This window comes from Maribacter sp. 4U21 (assembly GCF_002742365.1).
Classification (GTDB): Bacteria; Bacteroidota; Bacteroidia; order Flavobacteriales; family Flavobacteriaceae; genus Maribacter.
Window position 1 is genome coordinate 57,301 of sequence record NZ_MDGN01000009.1, and the last position, 25,250, is coordinate 82,550.

The window sequence follows — 25,250 nt, forward strand, 5'->3', positions numbered from 1 at the left end:
ATGCCAAACATTCAACATGTTGAATATCATTTAATTACATAAAATTCATTTTTTTAACTGTCAAATATTTGGACATTATATGTACAATATATTTACAAAGACTATTCTTGCAGGAAACTGTTACAAGTTCGTTTAATGGTAAAACAAGACTATCAGCATGTGTATAACCAATAATTGTTATTCTGTTCGCAAGCTCTTTACCGGGTTGGCCAAGGCAGATTTAAGTGATTGGAAACCTACCGTACAGAAGGTAATCACCAAAGCGAAACCACCTGCTAAAAGGAACACCCACCACTGTATTTCTATACGATATGTGAAATCTTCCAACCAATGTTGCATCGCGTAATAAGCCAATGGAGATGCTATTAAGAAAGCAATGCCAACTAGCTTTATAAAGTCTTTGGTTAATAGTTGCACTACAGAATGAATACTGGCACCTAGTACTTTTCTAATCCCTATTTCCTTTTTCTTCTGCTCCGCTACAAACGACACCAAACCGAATAAACCCAGACAGCTTATAAGAATCGCTAGAATGGTAAAGACCACTGAAATTTGCCCCAAACGCTTTTCCTCATCGTAGAGTTTTTCAACTTCTTTATCTACAAATCTATAATCAAAAGGGACGTTTCTTACCGTAGCTTTCCACTGTTGTTCTAGACTTGACAATAATTGTTGGTAATCTTTAGTTTGGGTTTTCACAAATAGCCAGTTCGGTTCATTTTCCTTATATAAGAATAGCGGTGCTATTTCATTTTTCAAGGAGGCAAAATGATAATCTTTTACTACGCCTACAATGCGCATTTCAAAGGTTTCATCTCCAAAGCTTTGCACCAGTCTAGCGCTTAGAGCGTCCTCCTCCTTAATGTCAAAAATCTTTAATGTGGCTTCATTTACAATAATTTGATCCGTTGTATCGGCTACGGTGAAATCCCTTCCTTTCAATAAGGGAATATTCATTGTTTCAAAATAACCCTCGCTTATTCCCTGTCGTTTAACCACCGTATTATTTTCTCGATTTCCTCCCGGCAAATACAGTCCATTATCATTTAAAATTACTTCGGACGGGGCATAATTTCCGCTGGATACATTTAGGACTCCTGGGATATTCAAGAAAGAAGTTTTTAGGGATTCGAACTTGCTGGAAGCTTCATCTGTGCCAATTCTTAAGGCTAACAGGTTTTCCTTTTGAAAGCCCAAATCCTTGTTCTGTGCAAAACGAAACTGCTGTGTTACGATAATCACCGTAGCCACTAAACTTATGGAAACTACAAATTGAAATACGACCAGTGCTTTGCGAAAAGTTCCGTTACCAGATTGTAAAATTGTAGCGCTTTTTAGCGCTTTAATCGGTTTTATAGATGACAATATTATTGCTGGATAAATACCGGAAATTAGTCCTGTAAATACCCCTAATCCTAATAATATTAGGCCAATACTCCAATTCATTAAGTCCCCATGTCCCAAACTGGCGTTCGTAAGTTCGTTTACCAAAGGGAGTAGAAGAATGGTAATAGGAATACTAATGAGCATCCCAAATAAGGATAATAATAAAGATTCGCCTAAAAACTGACGCATTAAACTATTTTTTCCGGCACCCACTACTTTGCGTACTCCGATTTCCTTCGCTCGTTTACTTGCCCGTGCCGTGCTTAAGTTTATGAAATTAATACAGGCAACCAGTTGAATAAAAAAGGCTAGCGTTAGTAAGAAATAAAGGTATTTGATATTGGATACTTCATGAATTTGATTATCTCTTCCTGCGGAATATAAATGAATATCTGAAACAGGCTGAAGTATTTGAATCTTGTTATCCATTCCTGCATCCTTAAGGTCTTTGGCTCCTCTTTCCTGAATAAATCCAGGTAATTTATTCTGTAACCCAGCCGCATTACTATTAGATTGTAGTTTTACGTAGCTGTACACAAAATTGTTAGTTGCAAAACTTTGGAAATTTTGAACAAAAGTTCCCATACCAGGGGTACTCATGCTTACAATGTAGTTTGGGTCTAAGTGTGATTTTTCATAGGATTCATCAAAAACACCTTTTACCGTTAAAGTTTGGGCATTCGCGCCACTGCCCCATGTAACTGCCTTACCTAAAGCTTTTTGAGTGCCGAACAGTTTATTCGCCAAGTAGGAAGAGAGCACCAAAGCATTGGGCTCATTCAAGGCAGTTTCTTGTCTGCCTTCAATAAATTTATAGTTGAACACTTTAAAAAAGGTAGAATCTGCCATATAAACCCGTGGTTCGTAATAAGCGTCTTCACTATCCGCAGCACCGATTAAATTACTGTAAAAAACATCCGTTAGTACTACTCGAGTGGCCTCCTGTACCTCCGGAAAATCTTCCTTTAAAGCAAACGCTATTGGTGGGGATGCCGCCGCAGTATTAAAAGATGCTTTTCCATCCCGTTCAATAATGGTTTCCACTCTGTAGACCGAGTCCGCATGCTCATGATGTTCATCATAACCAAATTGTGAGAATACGTATAACAAAATGGCCAAACAGCTAACAGTACCAACGGTTAGCCCTAATAAATTTATAATAGTCTGCTGCTTGTTTTTTAGCAGATTTCTCCACGCTATTTTTATGTGTTGTTTTAACATGATTTTTCGTTTTTTGATGATTTATCCAAGCTTGGCCTAGATTGATGAATTATTCTGTTCGCAAGCTATCCACAGGATTAGCCAAGGAAGCCTTGATAGTCTGGAAACTGACCGTTACCAAAGCTATCAGCATGATTGCCAAAAAAGGTAAAAAGAAAAAGCTCCAATGTATATCTATCCTAAAAGCATATCCCTGTAACCAATTACTTGTCGTAAACCAAGCTATTGGAATTGCGATTAAAAATGCAATGAAAAGTAATAAGGCAAACTCCTTGTAGAGTAACTTTAATATCCCCGAAACCGAAGACCCAAGTACTTTCCGAATACCGATTTCCTTTGTACGTTGCAAGGTGGTAAAAGATGCCAGCCCAAACAATCCTAAACATGCCACCAAAATTGCCAGTCCCGTGAAAAGTCCAAATACTTTACCAAACCGTTGGTCGGCTTGGTATTGGTCATTGAAATGCTCATCCAAGAAGAAATACTCGTATGTGTTCCCAGGGAAAAACTTGTTCCATTCGGTTTTTACCTGAGCTATGGTTTGCGCCACGTCCGTGGTACTTTGTTTAATCGTAAAATACCCTCGGATATCAGGAATTAAGCGAATTACAAGTGGTTCATAGGGAAGTCGTAAGGATTCTTGGTTGAAATTTTCTGAAACACCAATTACGGTATACTGATTTCCCCAAAAATCTATGCGTTTCCCAATGGCCTCTTCAGGCTTATTAAAACCTAGTTGCGTAATCCCGGCCCTGTTAAAAATAACCGCTTCGGGGTCGGCACCAAACTCCTCGGAAAATGCTCGACCTGCAATCATTTTTAAACCAAACTGATCCACATAGTCGTAATCAACACCAATGACTCGATATTGTTTTCCTGCCGTATCATCCTCAGAGACCAGTTTTATGCCTCCAGCGTTCCATCCTACGGGTTGACCAGGAATGGTAGATGCCGCAGCAACACTTTTTATTGACGGATATTTCAAAAGGCTTTCCTTGAACGAGGTCATTTGCCCTAAGTAAGTAGAATCGGTCACGATGGGGGGTACCACAACCAAGGTCTTATCAATATTGAGACCCAAGGATTGCTTCCTCATGTATTGTATCTGCTGATACACCGTTAATGTACCTATCAATAAGAACAGGGAAGCAGCAAATTGAAATACCACCAGCGACTTTCTCAATAAAGCACCTTGCTTGGTATTTATGATCTTACCCTTTAATACATCTACAGGTTTAAAACTTGATAATACAAAAGCAGGGTAGGCCCCCGAAAGAAAAACACCTACTACGAATATCACGATGAGTCCGGCCCAAAAAGAGCCTTGGGTAAAAAGTTCATACGAGAGTTCCTGTCCCGAAATTTGATTAAAAGCCGGAATCATTAACGCCATAAGGGCTAATCCCAAAACAAGAGCCAGTGAGTTGAAAAGTGCCGATTCGAAAAAGAATTGAATAATTAACTGCTTTCGATGGGAGCCGACCGCTTTGCGAACTCCTACTTCTCTAGCCCTTCCGATAGCCCTTGCTGTGGCCAAATTGATATAGTTGACCCAAGCTATTATGATGATGAAAAATGCAATTCCCAATAAAAGATAGACCGTTTTACCATCCCCCGTAGGACTCGGTTCCATCATATAATTTGAATACAGATGAATATCCGTCAGCGGTTGCAAAAGGTATTTAGCGTCACTATTATACTGGCGCAATCCTTCACCCGCCAATTCCTCTACAACCGGAACAAACTTCGCTTCTACTGCTGATGGGTCTATACCTTCCTTTAATTTGAGATAGGTTAGGCAACCATCGGAAAACCACCATGTTTCGGAATCGGCCTCAGGGTCTTGATCGTTATCCGCAAGAACCCGCTCCCTAAAGGTAATGTACGACAATAAAATGTTCGGTTGTAACTGTGTATTGCTTGGCATATCCCTATAAATGCCAGTTACACGATACTCAATGTTACCGTTAAATTCAATGGTTTTGCCAACTACGTCCGTAGATCCGAATACTTTTCGTGCGGTAGTTTCGGAAAGTGCTGCCGTTCTTGGCTCGTTAAAAATGGTTGATTTGTCCCCTGAAAGTAAAGGATAGGAAAATATATCAAAGAAAGATTCGCTGGAGTAAAAAACCTTATCAATTTTCAAGGTCTCATTTCCTTTATCAACAATAACATCTCCTGATTGAGCCACTTTGACATAATCTTCTATTTCAGGAATGGCTTCCGAAAATTTATTCCCAACGGCAAAGGCACCCGCAGCCCATTCCGTAGTTAATACCCCATCATTATACCGTTCTTGCTTTACCCGATAGATCTGATCTTTATCCTCATGAAAATCTTCGTAACTGGTTTCAAAGCCTACATATTGCAAAATTAACAGACAAGCCGTAATACCCAATGCAAGACCTCCGATGTTGATTGCAGAATACGCTTTGTTCTTAATTAGATTTCTCCATGAGATTTTCAAATAGTTCTTAAACATGATTATTTGTTTTTAATGATTGATGTTATTCCGTCCGCAGGCTTTTTACCGGGTTAGCTATTGCAGCTTTAATACTTTGATAGCTTACGGTAATAATCGCAATAGCAATGGCAAATGAACCGGCCAAGGCCAAAATCCACCAATTAATTTCGATTCGATATGAAAAATCTTCTAACCACTTATCCATCGCGAACCATCCAATCGGTAATGAAATTATAATTGCGACTCCAACAAGTTTTAAAAAGTCCAAGGTCAATCTATAGGATATTTGACCCACACTTGCCCCTAATACTTTTCTGACTCCAATTTCTTTGGTTCGCTTTTCAGCATTAAATGCGGCCAAACCGAATAAACCTAGACAGGCAATAAAAATAGAGAGTATGGTAAAGACCATAAATATCTTACCCAAGTTCTGTTCCGCTTTATAGGTTGCATCGAAAGACTCGTCCATAAAGCGATAGCTGAAAGGTTGGCCAGGAGCTATTTTATTCCATATATTTTCTATACTGGCTAAGGTGCTTGAGTAATTACCTGTTTTTAATTTTACCGCCATGGTTCCAGTTGATTTACCTAAAAACAATCCTAAAGCACCGATGTTTTCTCGCAACGATTCATAATGAAAGTCTTCGACCACTCCGATTACGGTGTAGAACACTTTCTCTTCTAAGTCAAGGTCACCGGTTATTCGAATGCCTAAGGCTTCTTCTGCTGTTACGCCCATAACGGGCAACATTGCTTCATTGACAATAACCCCGGTTGAATCAGTAGCATATCGTGGATTAAAATCACGCCCTACAACTAATTCCATATTTAGCGTTTTGAGGTAATCATGATCAACTTCCCAAACTTGCATCTGAATTGCGTTCTCTTGCTCCATAGCTCCTTCCCTGAACAAAGAACTATTAGAACGAGATGACGGTGTTGGTAGGTAATCACTCAATGATGCATACGCTACTTGCCCCAGACCAGTAATTTCCTCTTTAAATGCCTGTACTTGGCTGCCTGCTGCATAAGTGTCATTTATAAGTAGAATTTGATCTTTGTTAAAACCAAGGTCTTTTCCTTGTATGAATTTTATTTGCTGAAAAACGACCAAGGTGCTTACAATCAAGAAAACCGAAATGGTAAACTGAAAAACAACTAAGGAATTTCGGATTTTTCCACCTCCAACACTATTTTGCCCACTACCTTTAAGCACCTTAATTGGCATAAACCGCGACATAAAAAAGGCTGGATAACTTCCCGAAAAAAGCCCCAGTATGAGCGTAGTAAATAGAACTATCAACCAGAAAATTGGATTGGCATAAGGAATTGTAATCTCCTTCCCAGAAAGGTCATTGAAAAAAGGAAGCACAATCATTGCTATAATAAGGGCTATTATCAATGAGATAAAAGCAACCATTCCCGATTCGATCAGAAATTGTCGAATCAGTTCGGTCTTATTTGAACCCAAGGTTTTTCGGATACCTACTTCTTTTGACCTTTTGAGGGAATGAGCTGTGGAAAGGTTCATAAAATTAACCGTTGCCAATATGATTAGAAATAACGCAATGAATGAAAGGATATAAACATTCTGAATACTACTATTAGCACTTAACTCAGATTGCCGATTAGAATACAAATGGATATCTGTTAATGGCATGATTTTATGTTCCCAATAATTACCTGAAGCAGCAAATGATTCTGCCGTCATTCCCGGAAATATTTTTTGAACCCATGGAATCATATATCTCGTAAACATTTCTTGCAAAGGCTCATTAAAATCAGCAGCGTTAACACTAGGTATCAGTTTGACAAACGTGAAATAGTTCATACTTCCCCAATTGCTTTCCCGTGAGTCTGCATAACCGGCCATGGCCATAAAAACACTATGCTCTCGCAACAAAGAATTTTGAGGTAGGTCATCAATCACACCAGTTACGGTATACGTATCCGTATTGTTTAAGAGTAGGCTTTGACCAAGTGCATTTTGTACTCCAAAATGTTTCTCTGCCGCTGTTTTGGTCAATACCAATGTGTTCGGTTCCGTCAATGCGGTCTTAGCATCTCCCACAAGCAATTTCAAGCCAAAGAAATCAAAGAGAGTAGAATCCGCAAAAGTGACCCTTAACTCTTTGGTATTGGTCTTTGCACCACTTTTTCTAATGAGCGCGCTACCTCGGTCTCTTAATCTTAGGGTAGATTCCACTTGGGAAAAATCTCTTTGCATTGCTGCTGCCATTGGTGCCGAAGACTCAGAAGCTAAAATTTCAGCCCCTCCAAATTTCACGTCCGTATCTATTCTATAGATGCGGTCGGCATCTGCAAACATTTTATCAAAACTAAGTTCGTCATGGATAAACAATGAAATCAGTAATGCCCCTGCCATACCAATGGCTAGACCAAAAGTATTCAAAAAGGTAAAAAAAGGCCGTTTCTTTAAACTCCTCCAAGCGATTTTCAAATAGTTCTTAAACATGATTGTTTGTTTTTTGATGATGATTATTCAGTTCTTAGGCTTTTTACTGGGTTAGCTATTGCGGCTTTTACGGCCTGAAAGCTTACCGTGAACAATGCAATACTTACCGCTACAATTCCAGCAATTGCAAAGACCCATAAATCAATGGTGACCTTATAGGCAAAACTTTCTAACCATTTATTCATAAACCACCAGGCTAAAGGAATCGCAATAAAAAGGGCAATCAGTACCAGACGCATAAAATCCTTTGATAGTAAACGAACAATGCCCGAAACACTAGACCCCAACACCTTTCTTACCCCAATTTCCTTTTTTCGTTGTTCTGCCGTGTAAGCTGCCAGACCAAATAGACCCAAACATGAAATAATAATGGCAAGAAAAGCAAATATCTTGGCTAGTTCTCCAACCAATTCTTCATTTCTGAACCTAGAATTGAAGAGGTCGTTTTCAAAACGATATTCAAATGGAAATGCAGGGTTATATTTTTTTAAAACATTCTTGATAGCCGCCAGCGCATCTTTTCGAGATGATTTGGGTTTTATATTTACATACATGGTGTTGGCAAAATTTGAATAATTGAAAAACATTACTGGACCTGTTTTCCCATTGCCATACATGTCACCATAGAGGTAGTCGTTTACGATACCAATCACATTGTATTCAGTATTGCTACGCGTGATAGTCTTACCAAGAGCACTACCATCTCCCATCATTTTTGCGAAGGATTGGGTTATAATCACGTTTGTGCTATCTACGGCATTATCACTATTAAAACCATGCCCTTCCAATAAATTCAACCCAACTGTATCAAAATAATTTGGGCTTACATATCTGAATCTGACAAGCACATCCTCAGTGTCCTGTCCGCCTTGCCAAGTAAGCCCCGGACCATTATTTCCACTCGAAAGCATATTTGTATTGGTCAATGCTACATCCTTTACAGTACCTGTAGCAATCATATCCTGTTTAATGGGGAGATACTTATCAATCATATTACCGGTAACGGACACATTTAACAAATTTCCTTTATCGTAGCCAACATCTCGAGCCCTGACATGCTGTATTTGTTGATAGATAATGACACTAGAAATAATAAAAACTATGGAAACCGCAAACTGAGCAACTACAAGACCTTTTCTAATAATTGTTGCGCTACCTTTATTTTTATCGACCCCCTTAAGCACGTGGGCCGGCCTGAAAGAGGAAAGATATAGCGCAGGATACCAGCCCGCCAAGAGACCACAAATTAATGTAATACCTAAAAGTGAGAGTACATGTATAGGTTCAGACAGGCTCAGTTCAATCTGTTTTTCTACCAAAGTGTTGAAGGACGGGAGTAATAACACTACAAGAACAACACTTAATATCGCCGACATAGCGGATAAAATCATAGACTCCGTTAAAAACTGACCTACTAATCCTTTTTTACTAGATCCTAATACTTTTCTCACACCAACTTCATTGGCCCGCTTACCACTTCGAGCGGTTGAGAGGTTCATGAAATTGATACAGGCGATCACGAGAATAATCATAGCGATGAAGGCCAGCGACTTTACCAAAGTAATCTTGCCTCCAACAATTTTGCCTTCTTTAAACTCGGAACGTAGATGCCAATTCTTAATGGAATGTAAAAACGCTTCATTTGGAACTTCGGTATCATATTCTATTTTGGAAGCTATCATTTTCCTGACCTTGGCATCAACTGTTTTAAAGTCAGTATTTGGAGTAAGTTCTACGAAAGTATCAGCAAAATTTCCTCCATATTGTTCGGCCCAAGCCATATTTTCTTGTCCCAATTGGAAACGCTGAAAGGGTATAAGCCAATCAAATTTATAGGTAATCGTACTTGGCAAATCTTGTATTATACCTGTTACGGTAAAGGAAAACTCATTATTCAATTGTAGTACTTTATTCAAGACGTTTTTATCGGTGCCGAAAAGCGCTATTGCGGTTTTCTGTGTCAACACAATTCCGTCCGGTCTGGAAAGAGCCGTCTTCAATTCTCCCTCCAAAAAATTCAAACTAAAGATTTCTAAAAAATCAGGTTGCACATACCTTCCAAATCTATTGATTCCCGTTTCCCCGTTTGTGAGCAACAGCTCCTCCCCAAATGTTGCGGCAGATTTTGCAATTCCAGGTACTTCTTCTTTTAAATCTTTGGCAAGGGGTCCAGGGGTAACATTATAAGTATATACTTCCCCTTCAAAAGTTTGGTTGGTGGGCACGTAATAGACCAGATCCTGTTTTGGGAAATCACTATCATAATTTACTTCATCTTCAACCCAAAGCAGTATGAGACAGGCACAAGTAATTCCTATGGCCAATCCAAAAATATTCAATGCGCTGTAACCTTTGTTCTTCCAAAGGTTTCTCCAAGCAATTTTCAGATAGTTTTTGATCATAATTATTGTATTAGGGCTCTTCAACTGTGCTTGGCACGGATGAATTGATGGTTTTGATTGATGCTTATTAAAAAAATATTGATTGATGAATAAACTCCTTCCCTTAATCTGTAGATGCAACTTTTGGCTGATTAGACCATTGCCCCTATAGCTCTATTTTGACTCTCCGTCACAATTTGACCGTCAAATAAATTCACTACTCTGTGGGCGTAATGTGAATCCCTATCGGAGTGTGTTACCATTACAATGGTTGTCCCTTCCTGATTTAGCTCGGTCAACAGGTTCATTACCTCGATACCATTTTTTGAATCAAGATTACCCGTTGGCTCATCTGCCAATATCAATTTTGGATTGGTCACCACCGCTCTGGAAATAGCCACACGTTGTTGTTGACCACCAGATAATTGTTGTGGAAAATGCTTTTCCCTATGTGCTATTTTCATACGCTCCAACACCTTCATTACTTTTTCCTTGCGCTCTGCCTTCCCCATTTTCAAATAAATAAGTGGCAGTTCTACATTTTCATAAACCGTTAACTCATCGATAAGGTTAAAGCTCTGGAATACAAATCCTAGATTGCCTTTACGTAGTTGTGTCCGCTGACTTTCCTTTAGACCGCCAACTTCATTACCCGAAAAGTTGTAGCTACCTTCAGTAGGGTTGTCCAACATTCCGATAATATTCAACAAGGTAGATTTACCACAACCTGATGGTCCCATAATGGCTACGAACTCACCATCTTCTACCTTTAGATTTACATTGTTCAAAGCCAAGGTTTCTACTTCCTCGGTTCTGAAACTCTTTTTTAAATTTTGGATTGTTATCATTTTTCGATTATTTGCTTATTTGATTTCTATTTTATCCTTTTATTATATACTTTATTTACTTGAACCTTTCCTGATTGGGATTTATTGATATACTTCAAAAACACCCCTCAATCCCCCCTTATTAGAAGGGAAGAAAAGTTTTACTTCAGTACTATTCTTTCTGCTTCACCAAAGCTATCGTAGTTACTCGTAATTACTTTTTCACCGGCATCAAGTCCTTCCAAAACCTCGTAATACCTAGAGTTTTGCTTGCCGATTCTAATGGGGCGTTTTATAGCTTCATCGCCATCTGGCCCAACTACAAAAATCCACTGACCTCCAGTACTCTGAAAGAAGCTTCCCTTGGGTAATAACAAGGCATCGCTAGATTCTCCTAATTGAAGTTTTATATTATAGCTTTGCCCAGCTCTAATAGTCTCAGGCTTATCTCCTGTAAATACTAAGTCCACTCTAAACCTACCGTTACGTACTTCTGGGTATACTTTTCTTAGCCGCAAAGGGTAGTCCGTTCCGTTACGCTCCAAGACAGCTACTAAATCTCGCTGAACGCGATCAATATAATGCTCGTCTATATCTGCCTCGATCTTATAATCCGTAAGCACGTTTATTTGTCCTATTCTTTGACCTTGTGAAATATTCTGACCTATCTCTGCATCCAAAAATCCTAACTGACCATCTGACGGGGCCCTTACGTTTAAGTGGTCTAAACGCTGGTATACCATTCCTAAAGTTTTCTGCATACGGGCCAAATCTGCATCGAGACCCGTCAAAGATGTTTTTCTCAACTCATCATCTTGTTCTGTCTGTAGTTTAACAATATCATACTGTTTCTGGGAAAGCTCATAATTTTCCTTTGATAATTGATAAACCTCCTTGGAGATTAATTCTTCCTTATACAACGCACTGTTCTGCTCATAATTCCGCTTTAAGCGTTGCAAATCCGTACTAGCGGTGGCCAGAGATCTACGACCTTCTACTTGGCGCGAATCAAAGGTTAATTTAGTAGAACGCAAATCATTTTGTTTTAAGGCCAAGTTGCTTTCACTTGCCAGTATTTGCTCATAGAGGTTCATGTTCTCCAACTTCAGGATTATATCACCCTTTTTAACAGTAGCACCCTCTTCAATTAGTTTTTCCGTTACACGACCACCTTCGTAAGCATCCATATATATTGTAGCAATCGGTGCAACATTTCCGTTAATTGTAATATAATCGTCAAACTTACCCTGAGACACGCCGGCAATGGAGAGTTTGTCTTTTTCTGTTCTGAATGTGGAAACCGAATTTGCAAAAAGGAGTTGATACCCCACAAAAAGCACCAATATACCAATACCGATGTACCCATAATGTTTTGGACGTAACCCTTTCTTCTTTTCTATTTTAATATCCATCTTAATTATTATTCTTTTGGTTTCAATTCCCAAAAAAGGAAATCCTATTTATGTTTCTAGTTTATATTAAATACCGGAAGGCCGCGGTAAAAGTCTAAAGTACTTTTATTTATTGCCGACCGTAAGGTTACTTGTAAATTTTCGTTCTGGGCACTGGCAAAAAGATTTTTTGCGGTCAATAATTCTATTCCATTGATCATTCCGTTTTCAAAGCGCTTTTGGGCAACGGTAAAAGCCATCCGTTGGGCCTCTACATTCTGATCACTCTGCCCTTTCTCTACCAAGAGTGCATTATGTTCTTGTACCAGTTCTTGAATGGTCTGAAAAAGTACTTGTTCTTGCACCTCTAAATTATTTTCTTGTCTTAATCTTTCAATCTTTGCTTGTTTAACCCTAGATCTAGCGGACCATCCATTACTGATCGGTACATTAAGGCTCAGTCCATAAAATCTGGAAAAATTATCCCTGAACTGTTCCCGAAAAGGCAGTGTATTTCCTAAACTATCTCTAAAGGTTTCAAAATAGCCCGTTCCCATACCAGCAAACAACGATAAAGAAGGGTATAGTCTTCCTCTGGCAACACCAACTTGTTTTTTTGCCGCCTGCGTCCTTAATTCCTGTGCTTTTATCAATGGCAGGAATTCGCGCGCCTTAGCATAAATGGTATCCGATTCCATTTCTGAAGAGACGGTAGCCTCATTACTGATTTCTAAGTCCGCAACAATTTCAATATCCGAAATATTTTCCAAGTTCATTTCTTGAATCAATACCAGTTTCGCTGCGGCCAATTGGTTCCTGCTCTGCGTAAGGTTTAACTCGTCTGACAATAAAGAGGACTTAGCTTCGTACCTATCCGCACCGGCCATGAGACCTAATTCTATTTGTTTCTCTACCAGTTTAAAGTTCGTTTTTGATACGTTTACCTGTTCCGTGGCAATTGCTACTAAACCTTCAAAGAACCTAATATTGTTAAATGCTTGCATTACTCTAAAAGCCAAAAGATATCTTTGTTGTGTACGCTCTTCCTTAGCCGCCTGGTACAAGAATTTGGAAGCCTTAATTGAATTTAATTTTTGAAAGCCTTGAAATAAATCGATGTTGGACTGGATGGAATAATTGTTTGAGAAGAAATCCTGTACTACAAAAGTTCCCGTATTAGGATCTTCCGCCCTACCCGAATTCACCTGATAATTGGATCCTGCATTCAGTACCGGCAAAAGATTACGTATAGATTGCTTGTAGTCTTCTTTGTTAGCGTCATTAGTATATTGAAAATCTTTTAACAAAAGGTTGTGCTCCAATGCATGGTCTATACATTCCTCTAAAGTCCAGCTTGTCTGAGCCACACTTTTCAGTGCTATGGCTAAGAAGAAAAACAGTGTTATTTTAATTTTAATGTTCATATTACTATTGGTATGCCAAAAGCTTTGCTATATATGTGCCATAAATTTATTGTTTTGATTATCAGCTACTTAAGATTCTGTTTAAAAGCATAAACTACTTTGAGTGTAAAATAGTTTTACAGATATTGTCAAATTTTTGGACAGGTGTATCCTAGTTGTTAATTTCAATTTGTAGCTTTATCCTATCTAATAAAGGTACTTACATGATTGACGCAAAGATTCTGGTCATTGACGATAACAAGAGTGTGTTAAGCGCATTGGAAATTCTTTTGCAATTTGAGTACAAAAGTGTTCAAACCATATCCAATCCCAATCAAATTTCTTCTTTCCCAAATTTTAGTGATTTGGATATCATATTGTTGGATATGAATTTTTCCGCAGGTGTAAATACCGGTAACGAGGGACTCTATTGGCTGCGCGAAATCAAAAAGAAATCTCCTTTTATTTCCGTAATAATGATGACCGCCTATGGTGCCATAGATTTGGCTGTGGAAGCCCTAAAGGAAGGTGCATCCGATTTTATTTTAAAGCCTTGGAACAACGAAAGGCTTTTAGCCACCGTTAAATCTGCTTATGAACTTAGAAAATCAAAGAAAGAGCTAAGCCAACTTAAACAAAAGGAGACGAACCTAAAACAGGTAATTAATCAAAAGAAAAACCATATTGTAGGCGATAGCAAAGCGCTTAACGCCGTTTTAAAATTAGTGCAGAAGGTCGCCAAGACGGATGTAAACGTATTGGTTACAGGTGAAAATGGCACGGGAAAAGAGCTTATTGCCAGAGAATTACACCAATCCTCAGCTAGAAACGACGAAGTCTTTATTTCCGTAGATATGGGCTCTATTTCCGAGAATTTATTTGAAAGTGAATTGTTCGGTCATGTCAAAGGTTCCTTTACAGATGCTAAAGAGGACCGTGCCGGTAAGTTTGAAGCTGCCAACGGAGGCACCCTCTTTTTAGATGAAATAGGGAATCTGTCCTTACAGACCCAAGCAAAATTATTGTCTGCCATACAGAACAGGGTCATTGTCCGTGTTGGGTCCAACAAACCAATAGGGGTGAATATTAGGTTAATCTGTGCCACGAATTGTAATCTGGATAAAATGGTTGTAGATGGTCTTTTTAGGGAAGATTTACTTTACCGTATTAATACTATTCGCGTTAACGTACCACCCTTGCGGGACAGAGAGGAAGATATACTTGTATTGGCGGACTTCTATCTTACCAAATTTATAAACAAATATGGTAAGCAAGGGCTTAAGATAAACCAGGCCGCACAAGAAAAATTAATGGCCTACAAATGGCCGGGTAACGTAAGGGAACTATTGCACACCATGGAGCGAGCCGTAATCCTTTCTGAAGGCAACGTGTTAAAACCAACGGATTTTTTGTTGGAGGTGAATGACAGTGGCCAGATGGAAAACCAACCCAATACCTTGGAGGAAATGGAGCTACTCATGATCACCAATGCGCTTCATCAAAATAATGGAAACTATAGTGCTGCTGCAGAACAGCTTGGTATTTCTAGGCAGACACTCTACAACAAACTTAAAAAATCAAGTAAATAATGGTAAGTAGAAACATTTATTTACAGCTGGTTTTTCGTATTATTTTCATTGTTCTAGTAGTTATTGTGGCTACCTATTTTTTCTTTAACCGGCAATATATAGCAGGTGCCATAGGACTCCTGGTTTTAATTGGACTTACCTACGGGCTCATCAACTATGTAAACCAAACCAATCGTAAAATAGCCTATTTTTTTGATGCTATCAAAAATGAAGATTTCACCCTTCGTTTTCCTGAAAAATTAAGTGTTAAATCATTAGAAGAATTAAACCACAGCCTTAACATGTTAAACAGCATGATACAGGACATCCATCTGAAAAAACAGGCGCAAGAACAGTACTACCAAGAAATATTACGACAGGCTGATATAGGCATATTCACCATAAATCCTAAAGGCCATATTCTTTACGCGAATCCCACAGTACAGGATTTACTTAATTACAGACCCTTAAACCATGTGAAACAATTGAACCAGGTGGACCATGAACTGTACGGACTCTTTAAAGATTTGAAGCCTTTTGACAATACTACTTTTTCTTTAGGAAATGAACGAGGTAAAAGGGAGCTTAGTTTAAAATGCACCCCTATAACTATTGAGGAGCAGCAATTACTATTAGTGGTTGCGCATGATATCAATAAGGAACTCGATGAAAAGGAAACCGATTCCTGGGTTAAATTAATACGTGTGCTGACCCATGAAATAATGAATACCATAACGCCCATTACATCCATATCAGAATCCATATTGCACTATTTTAAAAAAGGAAAAGAACTTACCTCACCCGGATCTTTCAATATTGATCAGATTAACAATACTGCAAAGGGCTTGGAGGTTATAAAGGAGCAGGGTAAAGATTTAATGAGTTTTGTACAGAGCTATAGAACTTTTTTAAGTGTCCCGGAACCGGACCGTAGCCTTATTCCAGCGGATAAATTATTGGAACGCGTTAAAGTCTTGTTAGACGAGCAGGCCGAAACTTTAGAAGTAGCCATTGAAATTATTGTAGCTCCTGAAAACTTAGAACTTTACATAGATCAGAAACAGATAACGCAAGTTTTGTTGAATTTAGGAAAGAACGCAAAACAATCATTAGAAGGTCAAGAAAATGGAATCATTAGATTTAAGGCAGGAATAGATACCCTTAATAAAAAATACATTCAAGTATGGGATAACGGGCCTGGAATACCGCCCGAGTTGATGGATGAAATTTTTGTTCCTTTCTTTACCACAAAAAATACTGGAACTGGCATTGGCTTAAGCCTCTCCAAACAGATCATGAGACTTCATGGTGGTAGGATACGAGTTGTATCTAACGACAACAATACTTTATTTACCTTGACCTTTGATTGATTTGAAAACTTAGCCTTATCACAACTCGTTCCACGGGTCCCAAAAGTACTTTTCTAGATTTTGTATTTGGTTTTCTATGACCTCTACTCCCTCACTTTCTAGTAGTTGTTGCATGAGATTGGTTCCTTCAAAGTGATGTTTCCCCGTAAGTAGGCCAGCTTTGTTCACCACTCTGTGTGCCGGAACATGATTCATATTACCAGCACCGTTCATTGCCCAACCCACCATTCTAGCACTACGAGCGGCACCTAAGTATTTTGCTATCGCACCATAGGAGGTAACTCTCCCGTACGGTATCTGCTCGGCAACCTCATACACTTTTTCAAAAAAATTCTTGTTATCGGCCTTCATAATGCTTTTAACTTTGGTTGAACAGCCTTATACTGGTAATGACCATCAAAACAATCATCAGCACACTTAAAATATAATTGCTGTTTTTAGAGAATCTATTTGTTTTACGCTCCATCTTGTTAAAATAAAAAACATAGAGATACATGGCCAAAAAAGTACCCCCACCGGCAGCCAAAATAAATACAACCTCATCTATAACGCTATAATCCATAAAGCCTTGGGCGTGAAAAATAGTATTCAGACCACTATAAAATGGTATGGTAAGCAAGTTAATGGCCGCTAAAAAAAGCCCTTTTGAAAAGCTATTCCGCTTTTTACTTGCTACTATTTCTAAAGGTTGCCTATCTAATTTTTTTGCTTTGACAAAAAAGAACACGGCCAAAACTGCAAATACTACAAGTGCTATTTTAAGCAGCATGCCTATTACATCAGGATTTCGCATTAAAAATCTTGCGATTCTAACCGCTAGATAGGTCTGTAGCATGACCATAATAGCTACACCCAAGCCAAAAATTACTCCATTTGCCTTTCCCTTCTCTACACTGGTCTTAGCTGCATTCATATTTAACAACCCAGGAGGTAGGGATGCAAAGAATGCGGCACCAAAAGTGAATACCAGTAAAATTCCAAGTTGCTGCATAGTACTAGTTTATCCTAAATTGGATATAGGTAATGGCTTTCCCTTTCTCAAGGTACTGATTTTCATAGAATGTTTGTATCTCCAAAACTTCCTTTGGGCTACCTTCGTTCTTATAAACATCATGATTGGCATAAATAATTTCATGACGCAGACCATGTAACAGCCCTAAGGTATAACCGTGCATAAACTCGCTGTCGGTCTTTAGATGAACCAGACCATTGGGCTGCAAAATTTTCTTATACTTGTTCAGAAACACCTCATTGGTCATTCGATGTTTGGTACGCTTATATTTGATTTGGGGGTCCGGAAACGTTATCCAGATTTCGGAAACCTCATCTTTGGTGAAGAGTAAATCCAATAGCTCTATTTGCGTTCGTAGGAATGCCACATTGTTCAACCCTTCCTCCAGAGCTGTTTTTGCTCCTCTCCAAAAACGAGCACCCTTGATGTCAATTCCGATAAAATTCTTATTTGGATTTTGTTTGGCAAGACCAATGGTATATTCCCCTTTTCCGCAACCCAATTCTAGCACAATAGGATTTGAGTTGCCAAAATGTTCTTCCCATTTTCCCTTTAACGCAAAACCTTCTTGAACTTCTTCCCTTGTTGGTTGAACAACGTTTTTAAAGGTATCGTTTTCCTTAAATCTTTTGAGCTTATTCTTGCTTCCCACTTTATTCCGCTATAAAAGCACAAAGCTAAGAAAATTACAAGGGTAGCGGCTTATTCTACGTTTGTATTTTCCATGGTGCTCTTCTCCAATGTAAATGAGAACTCCGAGCCAACGTCCGGAGCACTTTCCACGTATATTTTCTCTCCGTGTGCCTCAATAACGTGTTTAACTATGGCAAGTCCCAAGCCAGAGCCACCCTCACGCCTACTTCCACTTTGGTCCACTCTGTAGAAACGCTCAAAAAGCCTTGGGATATGCTGCTTGGGAATCCCTTCCCCGTTATCCGTTACCCTAATGATTACCTTGTTCTTTATTAAGTTCTCTACACTTACCTCGGTAGTACCATTGTCATTACCGTACTTTATAGAGTTTACCAAAAGATTGGTGAGTACCTGCTGTATTTTCTCCATATCGGCATTGACCATTATCGGGTCATCATATGCGCTGTCAAAGGTTAAGATTATATTCTTCTTAGCTGCCTTCATTTCTAGAAGTTCGAAAACACTTTGAATTAAATCTATAACATTGAAATCTTGCCTTTCTAGATTTAGGTCGCCCACCTCTAACTTGGTTATCAGGTCTAAATCTTTTACGATATAAATAAGTCTATCTACCGCTTTATTGGCTCGTGTAATATACTTTTTACGAATACTTTTATCGTCCATAGCACCATCTAAAAGGGTTTCTAAATAGCCCTGTACCGTAAATAGTGGGGTTTTAAGCTCGTGCGAAACATTACCTAAAAAATCCTTTCTATATTCTTCCCTAATCTTAAGAGTATCGATTTCGATTTTTTTATCCTGTGCAAATTTTTCTATTTCTGCCGTTAATGTCCTCATGTCTGTAGTAATAGGGTCGGAAGCAAGGGAAGTTGATTCCAGTAGGGCCACATCATCGTAGATTTTTTTTATCCTTTTATAGATAAACTTTTCTATTCTATACTGAAGTGCGAAAAAAGAGATTAGAAATATGGTTAGGGAATTGAAGATTAGAAACAACCAGTTCAATCCTCCAAAATACCTAGAAATCAATCCAAAAATTAGCGTAAAAACTAGTGTGATATAGATAGCGCTCCTAAAAGCGAAACGATATGACCTTTTTGACTTAATCGCCATTAGAGCACAAACTTATAACCTACGCCCTTTATCGTTTTAAAATGTTCTTCCCCAATTTTTTCCCTGAGTTTGCGAATATGAACATCTATTGTGCGACCACCAACTACCACTTCATTGCCCCACACCTTATCCAATATTACCTCTCTTTTAAAAACTTTACTCGGTTTTGAAGTGAGTAGGGCCAAAAGTTCAAATTCTTTTCTAGGTAATATAATTTCCTTGCCTCCTTTGATGATTTTATATTCCTCCCTGTTAATTACGATATCGCCTACAGTTTTAATGTCTTCCTGCGTATCATCTTCCTTTAAACGTCTTCTAAGCAGTGCATTTACCTTACTTACAAGCACTTTAGGCTTAATGGGCTTTGTAATATAGTCGTCTGCACCGGCATCGAATCCTGCCACTTGTGAATAGTCCTCACCGCGAGCCGTTAAAAAAGTGATTATGGCATTTTCCAACCCATTGGTCTTTCGCATGATCTCACAAGCCTCAATCCCGTCCATCTCCGGCATCATTACATCCAAGATAATTAGGTGCGGAAGCTTCTTTTTGGCCTTAGCTACGCCGTCCGCTCCGTTCTTAGCGGTAAATACCTCATAACCCTCGGCAGACAAGTTGTAACTAACTATCTCAAGAATATCCGGTTCGTCATCTACTAAAAGTATTTTAATGTCCTTCTTTTTCATTGGTTTCAGTAAGGTTGTTTTACCAAAAGTAAAGATAATACACATACCTACTTATGGCTTAACATTGATTTAATATAGTAACAATTAGGTAACACTAAAAAAATAAAGGTTTAACATGGTAGTAACCGCACTTTTACAAGAGGCGTCTTTCTTTGCCTCGGATTTTAGAACCACTATATTCGATGAAGAAATTATTACTTTTAGTGTTGTTATTAGGCTTATTCAATGCTGCCGCGCAGGATACGGGAAGTATTGTAGGAAAGCTAATCGACAAAGAGGTCAATGATGAGCCATTAGCTTTCGCTAACGTATTGATCAAGGGCACAACAAAAGGAACTACCTCCGATTTTGATGGATTATACGAAATCGCCAACCTAGAACCGGGAACCTACACCGTAGTTTATAGTTACCTAGGGTATGAAACTGTAGAAATCCCCGCTGTTGAAGTTGTAGCGGGAAAGGTTTCAACGATAAATGTTCCCATGAGCGCCTCAGCCGGGGTTTCTTTAGATGAAGTTGTAGTTACCGTTTCCTCTAGAAAAGATTCCGAGGTAGCACTTTTGTTACAACAAAAAAATGCTACGGTAATGCAGGAAGCCATTAGCGCAGAGGCCTTGACCCTAAAAGGAATAGACGATGCCGCAGCGGCGGTTTCTCAAATTTCGGGTATCTCAAAACAAGAAGGCTCTAGTAATGTTTACGTCCGTGGACTTGGAGATCGTTACCAGAACACTACAATGAACGGTTTGTCCTTACCCTCTAATGATGTCAATAAAAAGAATATAGACCTGAATCTATTTTCATCTAGTATTATTGAAAATGTTTCTGTGAGCAAGGCGTACAACTCCTCTTTTTATGGAGATTTTGCCGCTGGAAACGTAAATATTGACTCCAAGGAATACACAGGAGACGGGTATTTAGAAGTGGCTCTAGGTAGCGGAATCAATTCCAATGCCATTGGTGAAGACTTTTTACAAAGTGAAGGCACTAGCTTTTTTGGCTTTTACAACAGATATAATAACAACCCTTTTGCGGTAATCCTATCACATGGAATAGACCCCGAAAGCATGGCTGCTCCTATTAACATTAACGGGGCTATTGAAGGTGGTTACTCTATCAATTTAAGCGAAGAATCCAGACTTAGCTTCTTTGGAACAGCGAGCTTTAGCAATGGTTATGAATTTTTAGAAGGACCCGCTAGGGATTTCACCAATGTATTAAAGTTTGATTTCCCTAACACGGAAGAATATGCATACAATACCACGACTACTGCTCTTGGTAACATCGTTTACAAAATAAACAACGAGCACAAACTAAAATATAGTTCCCTGTTCATAAACAGTGCTACTGATGCCGTTAGTTTCTTTGGGTCGCAAGGTCAGGGTTTTAATCGTGATGGTATTACTTCGGATGACGGATTCTTCATATCCAACATCCAATTTAATCAAGATATGATTTTTGTAAACCAGATTACAGGGCAGCATCGATTTGACGAAAAATGGGTTTTAGACTGGGGTAGCGGATACAACAAAGTCTTTTCCGACGAACCGGATAGAAAACGAATTACTTTGGAAAATTATCAATTTGCACTGGATAACGACCCAACCACGAATCCCGTTTTTTTTACGAACACCGCTTTTGAGAATCAACGTTTCTTTCAAAGTATTGAAGACGACGAACTCAATAGTTTTATCAACCTTACCAATGTTATCTCTGAAAAATTCACCTTAAAATTTGGTTACAACGGTAGAACAAAGGAAAGAAATTTCAGCAGTATACGCTACGGATTTAGAGTTTTTGACCGTACAACACCTGTAACGGATGTCAATGATTTCGATTCTTTTTTCACCATTGAAAATAGTAGCCTTGGAACTGCAGAAGGTGCCCTTTATGAAATAAGGAACCTTAACCCTATTAATAACGACATTGGCGCAGTTAACAGACCTGGTCTACCGGATAACACCTATCAGGGTAATTTGGATATACACGCAGGATTCTTAACCGCTGAATGGAGCGTAAACGATAAGTTTTTGGTTGTACCCGGAATACGGGCAGAATCCGTAAGCCAGAACATAACATATGATGTGATTAACCTTCCTCCTTCGGACCCCGGATTTAGAGATATCTATGAGAATATTTTTCTACCTAGTTTAAACCTGCGCTATAAATTAACGGAGAACTCCAATCTAAGGTTTGGATTTAGTAATACGGTATCCTTTCCTGAATTTAAGGAGGTTGCTCCCTTTGTTTACGAAGGTGTTACGCAGCGTTTTGGTGGTAATCCGGATTTGTTCGGAGGAAAGAACGGAGATGGTGTTAACTTTTCTGATATCTACAACTTTGACCTTAAGTACGAGTGGTTCATGGAGCGTGGTGAGCTGATTTCTTTAGCTGCATTTGGAAAACTCATAAACGACCCGGTAAACCTAGTCATTGCCGCAGATGCTACGGGAACACAACGTCTTTTCCGTACCGGAGAACAAGCGCAGGTAATCGGGTTTGAGGTGGAGGCTAGAAAAAACTTGATTACTGACGAAGATGAAAAAGCGATATTGTCTTTAGGTCTAAATGCGGCGTATACCTATACCAACCAAGACCTGAGAAATATAGAAGCAGGGGATGAAAATACTTTTGGCACCACCTTTGACCGTGATTCCGATGCACTGCAAGGAGCATCGCCCTTCATTATAAATACAGATTTAAATTATAGTCCGTCTTTTGAAAATTACAACCCAAAGGCAACTCTCGTTTTCTCCTATTTTTCTGATCGGATAGCTGCGCTAGGGGCAGGTTCTTTAGGAAATATTGTAGAAAAAGCGGTTCCGACCCTAAATTTCATTTGGAAAAACCCGATTGGTGAACATTTTGAAGCTAATCTAAGCGCCACCAACTTATTAAATCCGGATATCTCACTAGTTAGGGAAAATACGGGCAATGGTGATATTGCTATCAGGGAATACAATCTTGGAATCAACGTAGGATTAACTCTTAAATATAAATTTTAAAACTCCATAATTACATTTTAAACACAAAACAATGAAAAATAAACTTTTAGTACTTGGTATAGTAGCATCACTATTCTTATCCTGTGAACGTGATGACACGGCAGATATCGTGATTACCGATAATAGCGTAACAACGATCAATAACACAACGGGAGAAGAGAACGGTAACGAGGAAGAAACGGTAGTATTAACACCAGCTTCCGGTTCTATAACCGAGAACTTAACTTTAGAAGCGAGCAAAGAATATATTCTTAACGGTGCTACAATTGTAGCTTCTGGCGCAGTACTTACCATAGAGCCTGGAACGATCATTAAGGCAGAGGCGGGTCCTAACGTGTACTTAGCCGTAGAGCAGGGTGCACAAATCATAGCCAACGGAACGGCTTCTAATCCCATTATTTTTACCTCTAATTCCACTACGCCCGCAGCTGGCGATTGGGGAGGTATCATTCTTTTAGGCAGAGCTCCTGTTAACTCGGTTACGGGAACTTCCACGGCAACATCAGAAATTGGAAATTTACCATATGGAGGTAATATCGCCGATGATAACTCTGGCGTTCTACGATATGTGCGCGTACAGTACTCTGGCGGTGCCGCGGATGGTCAATCAGAAAACAATGGTTTTTCCTTCTACGGTGTAGGTAACGGAACTACTATAGAATACATACAAGCCTTTGAAGGTGCGGATGACGGAGTAGAATTTTTTGGAGGTACTGTAAATGCTAGCTTTGTTGCCGTAGTTAATGCGGAAGATGATTCCATAGATTGGACAGAAGGCTATAACGGAACTATCACGGATGCCTATGTGTTACAAGGAAACGGTATTGGTGATGAAGCTTTTGAATGCGATGGGTTCAATACGGATTTCACCAATGCTTCAGGAGCTTTTTCCAATCCTACGGTGAACAATGTAACCATCGAAAGTGAAAGTGGTGCTAACGATAGCACAAGAGGATTCTTACTTAGAGCGGGCACACAAGGCACTTTTAGCAATGTTCTGATTATCGGGAAAAACACTGGTATTTCCGTAGATGACGATGAGGCTTCTACACCTACCTCTAGTGGTATTGCGGACGGTACATTAAGTTTTACCGATGTTACATTTACAGATGTTAGCGCAAATACCGCTATAGACGGTACTGCAACAGAAGCTGAGCTGGTAAGCGGTATAGGAAATGGAACAGGTACCAATGTTTCTTCTTGGGGAGCAGGATGGACAGCAGGGATTAACTAAAAAATACACCTTGAGAATTATTAAAAAGCCTACAAAATGTAGGCTTTTTTACATTTCATCGAAAAATTTGAATAAAGCTCTTATTCTATTGACGTTCAGGGGCTATAATTCCTATATTTGTGGCATGGCATTTGTAACCAGTTATATATGAAGCACCTTTACCTTATAATTTTCTTCTTATTTATATCCTTTAGTTACGGTCAGAGTACCGGAAGTACAGGGGATATTGAAGGTTTTCACATGTACCCAAACCCGGTTACTAGTGGTAAGGTCTATATTTCTACTGCTGAAAACAATCCCAAGGAAATTTTAATATATGATGTTCTCGGAACCTTGGTTTTAAAGACAACTATTCTTGGAAAAGAACTAAGACTTACAGATTTGGACGCCGGAGTGTATGTGCTAAGGGTATTCGAAAAAGACAAAATGGCTACACGTAAGCTTGTCATCAAGTAAATGACCTTCGGGCAATCGTATTGGACTTGAGAAGGAAAGTCAATACTTATTTTGAGGTAATCATCAGAACATTAAAAATCTAGATTATCGTATAAATAATTAGCTTTATTGCATTAATCTCTTTTTTAAAACATCGATTATCCGTCAAAAAAATCGACCAATTACCTAGTCTATTTTATTGACCTACAAATTATTAGCTTTCACAACATTTTTGTGCAATTCATCTAGCATAGGATTACTTTTACCGTGTTGATCCCAAATCAATACCAAATGAAAATAATCTACATTATCCTCTTTATTGGTTTTTCCCTTACCGCGTCTGGTCAAGACTCGATTGATTTCCGAAATCTAAGGAATGACGAAATTACCGGATTTAAGCTTTATCCAAATCCTGCTACTGCAGATGTAGTATACGTTACTACGGAACGCAATAATACTAAAGAGATAAAAGTATATGACGTTTTTGGAGAATTGGTCTTAACCGATCGGATTTCTAATAAAGCCTTGAACATTTCACGTCTTGCACCAGGAGTTTATGTGGTACAGGTCACGGAAAACGAGAAGTCCATAAACCGAAAGCTGGTTGTAAAATAAAGAAGCTTA

General features: G+C 38.9%; 18 protein-coding genes. 6 read left to right on the plus strand and 12 right to left on the minus strand.

From position 1 onward, the window contains the following. Nucleotides 1-177 precede the first annotated feature (177 nt). The 7 genes from BFP77_RS01675 to BFP77_RS01705 form a co-directional block, all read right to left on the minus strand. Entirely contained in the window at nt 178-2,607 is a 2,430-nt protein-coding gene (locus BFP77_RS01675) for an FtsX-like permease family protein (protein WP_099572344.1), read from the minus strand. A gap of 49 nt (nt 2,608-2,656) precedes the next feature. Further along, a complete protein-coding gene (locus BFP77_RS01680) occupies nt 2,657-5,089 on the minus strand; it encodes an ABC transporter permease (RefSeq protein ID WP_099572345.1) in 2,433 nt (810 codons plus the stop codon). A 25-nt stretch (nt 5,090-5,114) separates the two neighbouring features. After that, nucleotides 5,115-7,547, minus strand: a complete 2,433-nt coding sequence (locus BFP77_RS01685) for an ABC transporter permease (protein ID WP_099572346.1) — start codon at nt 7,545-7,547, stop codon at nt 5,115-5,117. 23 nt (nt 7,548-7,570) lie between these two features. After that, on the minus strand, nt 7,571-9,949 hold the full coding sequence (locus BFP77_RS01690) for an ABC transporter permease (RefSeq protein ID WP_099572347.1): 2,379 nt from the start codon (nt 9,947-9,949) through the stop codon (nt 7,571-7,573). Between the two features lie 131 nt (nt 9,950-10,080). Beyond that, a complete protein-coding gene (locus BFP77_RS01695) occupies nt 10,081-10,776 on the minus strand; it encodes an ABC transporter ATP-binding protein (RefSeq protein ID WP_099572348.1) in 696 nt (231 codons plus the stop codon). 140 nt (nt 10,777-10,916) lie between these two features. Continuing rightward, the gene (locus tag BFP77_RS01700) at nt 10,917-12,167 is read right to left on the minus strand and encodes an efflux RND transporter periplasmic adaptor subunit (RefSeq protein ID WP_099572349.1); all 1,251 of its coding nucleotides are present in this window, start codon (nt 12,165-12,167) and stop codon (nt 10,917-10,919) included. Nucleotides 12,168-12,223: 56 nt separating this feature from the next. Then, the gene (locus BFP77_RS01705; protein WP_099572350.1) at nt 12,224-13,570 is read right to left on the minus strand and encodes a TolC family protein; all 1,347 of its coding nucleotides are present in this window, start codon (nt 13,568-13,570) and stop codon (nt 12,224-12,226) included. Between the two features lie 203 nt (nt 13,571-13,773). Here BFP77_RS01705 and BFP77_RS01710 point away from each other — a divergent pair, with 203 nt between their 5' ends. Then, a complete protein-coding gene (locus tag BFP77_RS01710; protein ID WP_099572351.1) occupies nt 13,774-15,138 on the plus strand; it encodes a sigma-54-dependent transcriptional regulator in 1,365 nt (454 codons plus the stop codon). Next, nucleotides 15,138-16,487: a sensor histidine kinase gene (locus BFP77_RS01715; protein WP_099572352.1), complete on the plus strand. Its 1,350-nt coding sequence runs from the start codon at nt 15,138-15,140 to the stop codon at nt 16,485-16,487. Before BFP77_RS01710 ends, BFP77_RS01715 begins: the two co-directional genes overlap by 1 nt. A gap of 18 nt (nt 16,488-16,505) precedes the next feature. Here the strand turns inward: BFP77_RS01715 and BFP77_RS01720 are convergent, their stop codons facing one another. The 5 genes from BFP77_RS01720 to BFP77_RS01740 are packed head-to-tail and all read right to left on the minus strand — an operon-like array spanning nt 16,506 to nt 19,952. Then, on the minus strand, nt 16,506-16,838 hold the full coding sequence (locus tag BFP77_RS01720; RefSeq protein ID WP_099572353.1) for an MGMT family protein: 333 nt from the start codon (nt 16,836-16,838) through the stop codon (nt 16,506-16,508). Between the two features lie 7 nt (nt 16,839-16,845). Beyond that, on the minus strand, nt 16,846-17,478 hold the full coding sequence (locus BFP77_RS01725; RefSeq protein ID WP_099572354.1) for a LysE family transporter: 633 nt from the start codon (nt 17,476-17,478) through the stop codon (nt 16,846-16,848). 4 nt (nt 17,479-17,482) lie between these two features. Next, entirely contained in the window at nt 17,483-18,151 is a 669-nt protein-coding gene (gene trmB, locus BFP77_RS01730; RefSeq protein ID WP_099572355.1) for a tRNA (guanosine(46)-N7)-methyltransferase TrmB, read from the minus strand. Between the two features lie 50 nt (nt 18,152-18,201). Further along, nucleotides 18,202-19,266: a sensor histidine kinase gene (locus BFP77_RS01735; RefSeq protein ID WP_099572356.1), complete on the minus strand. Its 1,065-nt coding sequence runs from the start codon at nt 19,264-19,266 to the stop codon at nt 18,202-18,204. Continuing rightward, complete coding sequence (locus BFP77_RS01740) at nt 19,266-19,952, minus strand: response regulator transcription factor (RefSeq protein ID WP_099572357.1); 687 nt, start codon at nt 19,950-19,952, stop codon at nt 19,266-19,268. The genes BFP77_RS01735 and BFP77_RS01740 overlap by 1 nt, the downstream gene beginning before the upstream one ends. A gap of 182 nt (nt 19,953-20,134) precedes the next feature. Between BFP77_RS01740 and BFP77_RS01745 the strand changes: the two genes are divergently transcribed. The 4 genes from BFP77_RS01745 to BFP77_RS01760 all read left to right on the plus strand — a co-directional run bounded on the left by BFP77_RS01745 (nt 20,135) and on the right by BFP77_RS01760 (nt 25,241). After that, nucleotides 20,135-22,957, plus strand: a complete 2,823-nt coding sequence (locus BFP77_RS01745) for a TonB-dependent receptor (RefSeq protein ID WP_099572358.1) — start codon at nt 20,135-20,137, stop codon at nt 22,955-22,957. A 31-nt stretch (nt 22,958-22,988) separates the two neighbouring features. Beyond that, nucleotides 22,989-24,191: a multidrug transporter gene (locus BFP77_RS01750; protein WP_099572359.1), complete on the plus strand. Its 1,203-nt coding sequence runs from the start codon at nt 22,989-22,991 to the stop codon at nt 24,189-24,191. A gap of 147 nt (nt 24,192-24,338) precedes the next feature. Next, complete coding sequence (locus BFP77_RS01755) at nt 24,339-24,647, plus strand: T9SS type A sorting domain-containing protein (RefSeq protein ID WP_099572360.1); 309 nt, start codon at nt 24,339-24,341, stop codon at nt 24,645-24,647. A 270-nt stretch (nt 24,648-24,917) separates the two neighbouring features. After that, nucleotides 24,918-25,241 (plus strand): T9SS type A sorting domain-containing protein, encoded by a 324-nt coding sequence (locus BFP77_RS01760; protein WP_099572361.1) that lies wholly within the window; start codon nt 24,918-24,920, stop codon nt 25,239-25,241. Nucleotides 25,242-25,250: the final 9 nt, after the last annotated feature.

Coding starts and splice junctions, on each gene's coding strand:
- BFP77_RS01750 (WP_099572359.1), top strand. CDS start 22,989: ATGAAAAATAAACTTTTAGTACTTGGTATAGTAGCATCACTATTCTTA.
- BFP77_RS01675 (WP_099572344.1), bottom strand. CDS start 2,607: ATGTTAAAACAACACATAAAAATAGCGTGGAGAAATCTGCTAAAAAAC.
- BFP77_RS01715 (WP_099572352.1), top strand. CDS start 15,138: ATGGTAAGTAGAAACATTTATTTACAGCTGGTTTTTCGTATTATTTTC.
- BFP77_RS01690 (WP_099572347.1), bottom strand. CDS start 9,949: ATGATCAAAAACTATCTGAAAATTGCTTGGAGAAACCTTTGGAAGAAC.
- BFP77_RS01710 (WP_099572351.1), top strand. CDS start 13,774: ATGATTGACGCAAAGATTCTGGTCATTGACGATAACAAGAGTGTGTTA.
- BFP77_RS01740 (WP_099572357.1), bottom strand. CDS start 19,952: ATGAAAAAGAAGGACATTAAAATACTTTTAGTAGATGACGAACCGGAT.
- BFP77_RS01745 (WP_099572358.1), top strand. CDS start 20,135: ATGAAGAAATTATTACTTTTAGTGTTGTTATTAGGCTTATTCAATGCT.
- BFP77_RS01685 (WP_099572346.1), bottom strand. CDS start 7,547: ATGTTTAAGAACTATTTGAAAATCGCTTGGAGGAGTTTAAAGAAACGG.
- BFP77_RS01700 (WP_099572349.1), bottom strand. CDS start 12,167: ATGGATATTAAAATAGAAAAGAAGAAAGGGTTACGTCCAAAACATTAT.
- BFP77_RS01725 (WP_099572354.1), bottom strand. CDS start 17,478: ATGCAGCAACTTGGAATTTTACTGGTATTCACTTTTGGTGCCGCATTC.
- BFP77_RS01720 (WP_099572353.1), bottom strand. CDS start 16,838: ATGAAGGCCGATAACAAGAATTTTTTTGAAAAAGTGTATGAGGTTGCC.
- BFP77_RS01695 (WP_099572348.1), bottom strand. CDS start 10,776: ATGATAACAATCCAAAATTTAAAAAAGAGTTTCAGAACCGAGGAAGTA.
- BFP77_RS01735 (WP_099572356.1), bottom strand. CDS start 19,266: ATGGCGATTAAGTCAAAAAGGTCATATCGTTTCGCTTTTAGGAGCGCT.
- BFP77_RS01705 (WP_099572350.1), bottom strand. CDS start 13,570: ATGAACATTAAAATTAAAATAACACTGTTTTTCTTCTTAGCCATAGCA.
- BFP77_RS01755 (WP_099572360.1), top strand. CDS start 24,339: ATGAAGCACCTTTACCTTATAATTTTCTTCTTATTTATATCCTTTAGT.
- BFP77_RS01680 (WP_099572345.1), bottom strand. CDS start 5,089: ATGTTTAAGAACTATTTGAAAATCTCATGGAGAAATCTAATTAAGAAC.
- BFP77_RS01760 (WP_099572361.1), top strand. CDS start 24,918: ATGAAAATAATCTACATTATCCTCTTTATTGGTTTTTCCCTTACCGCG.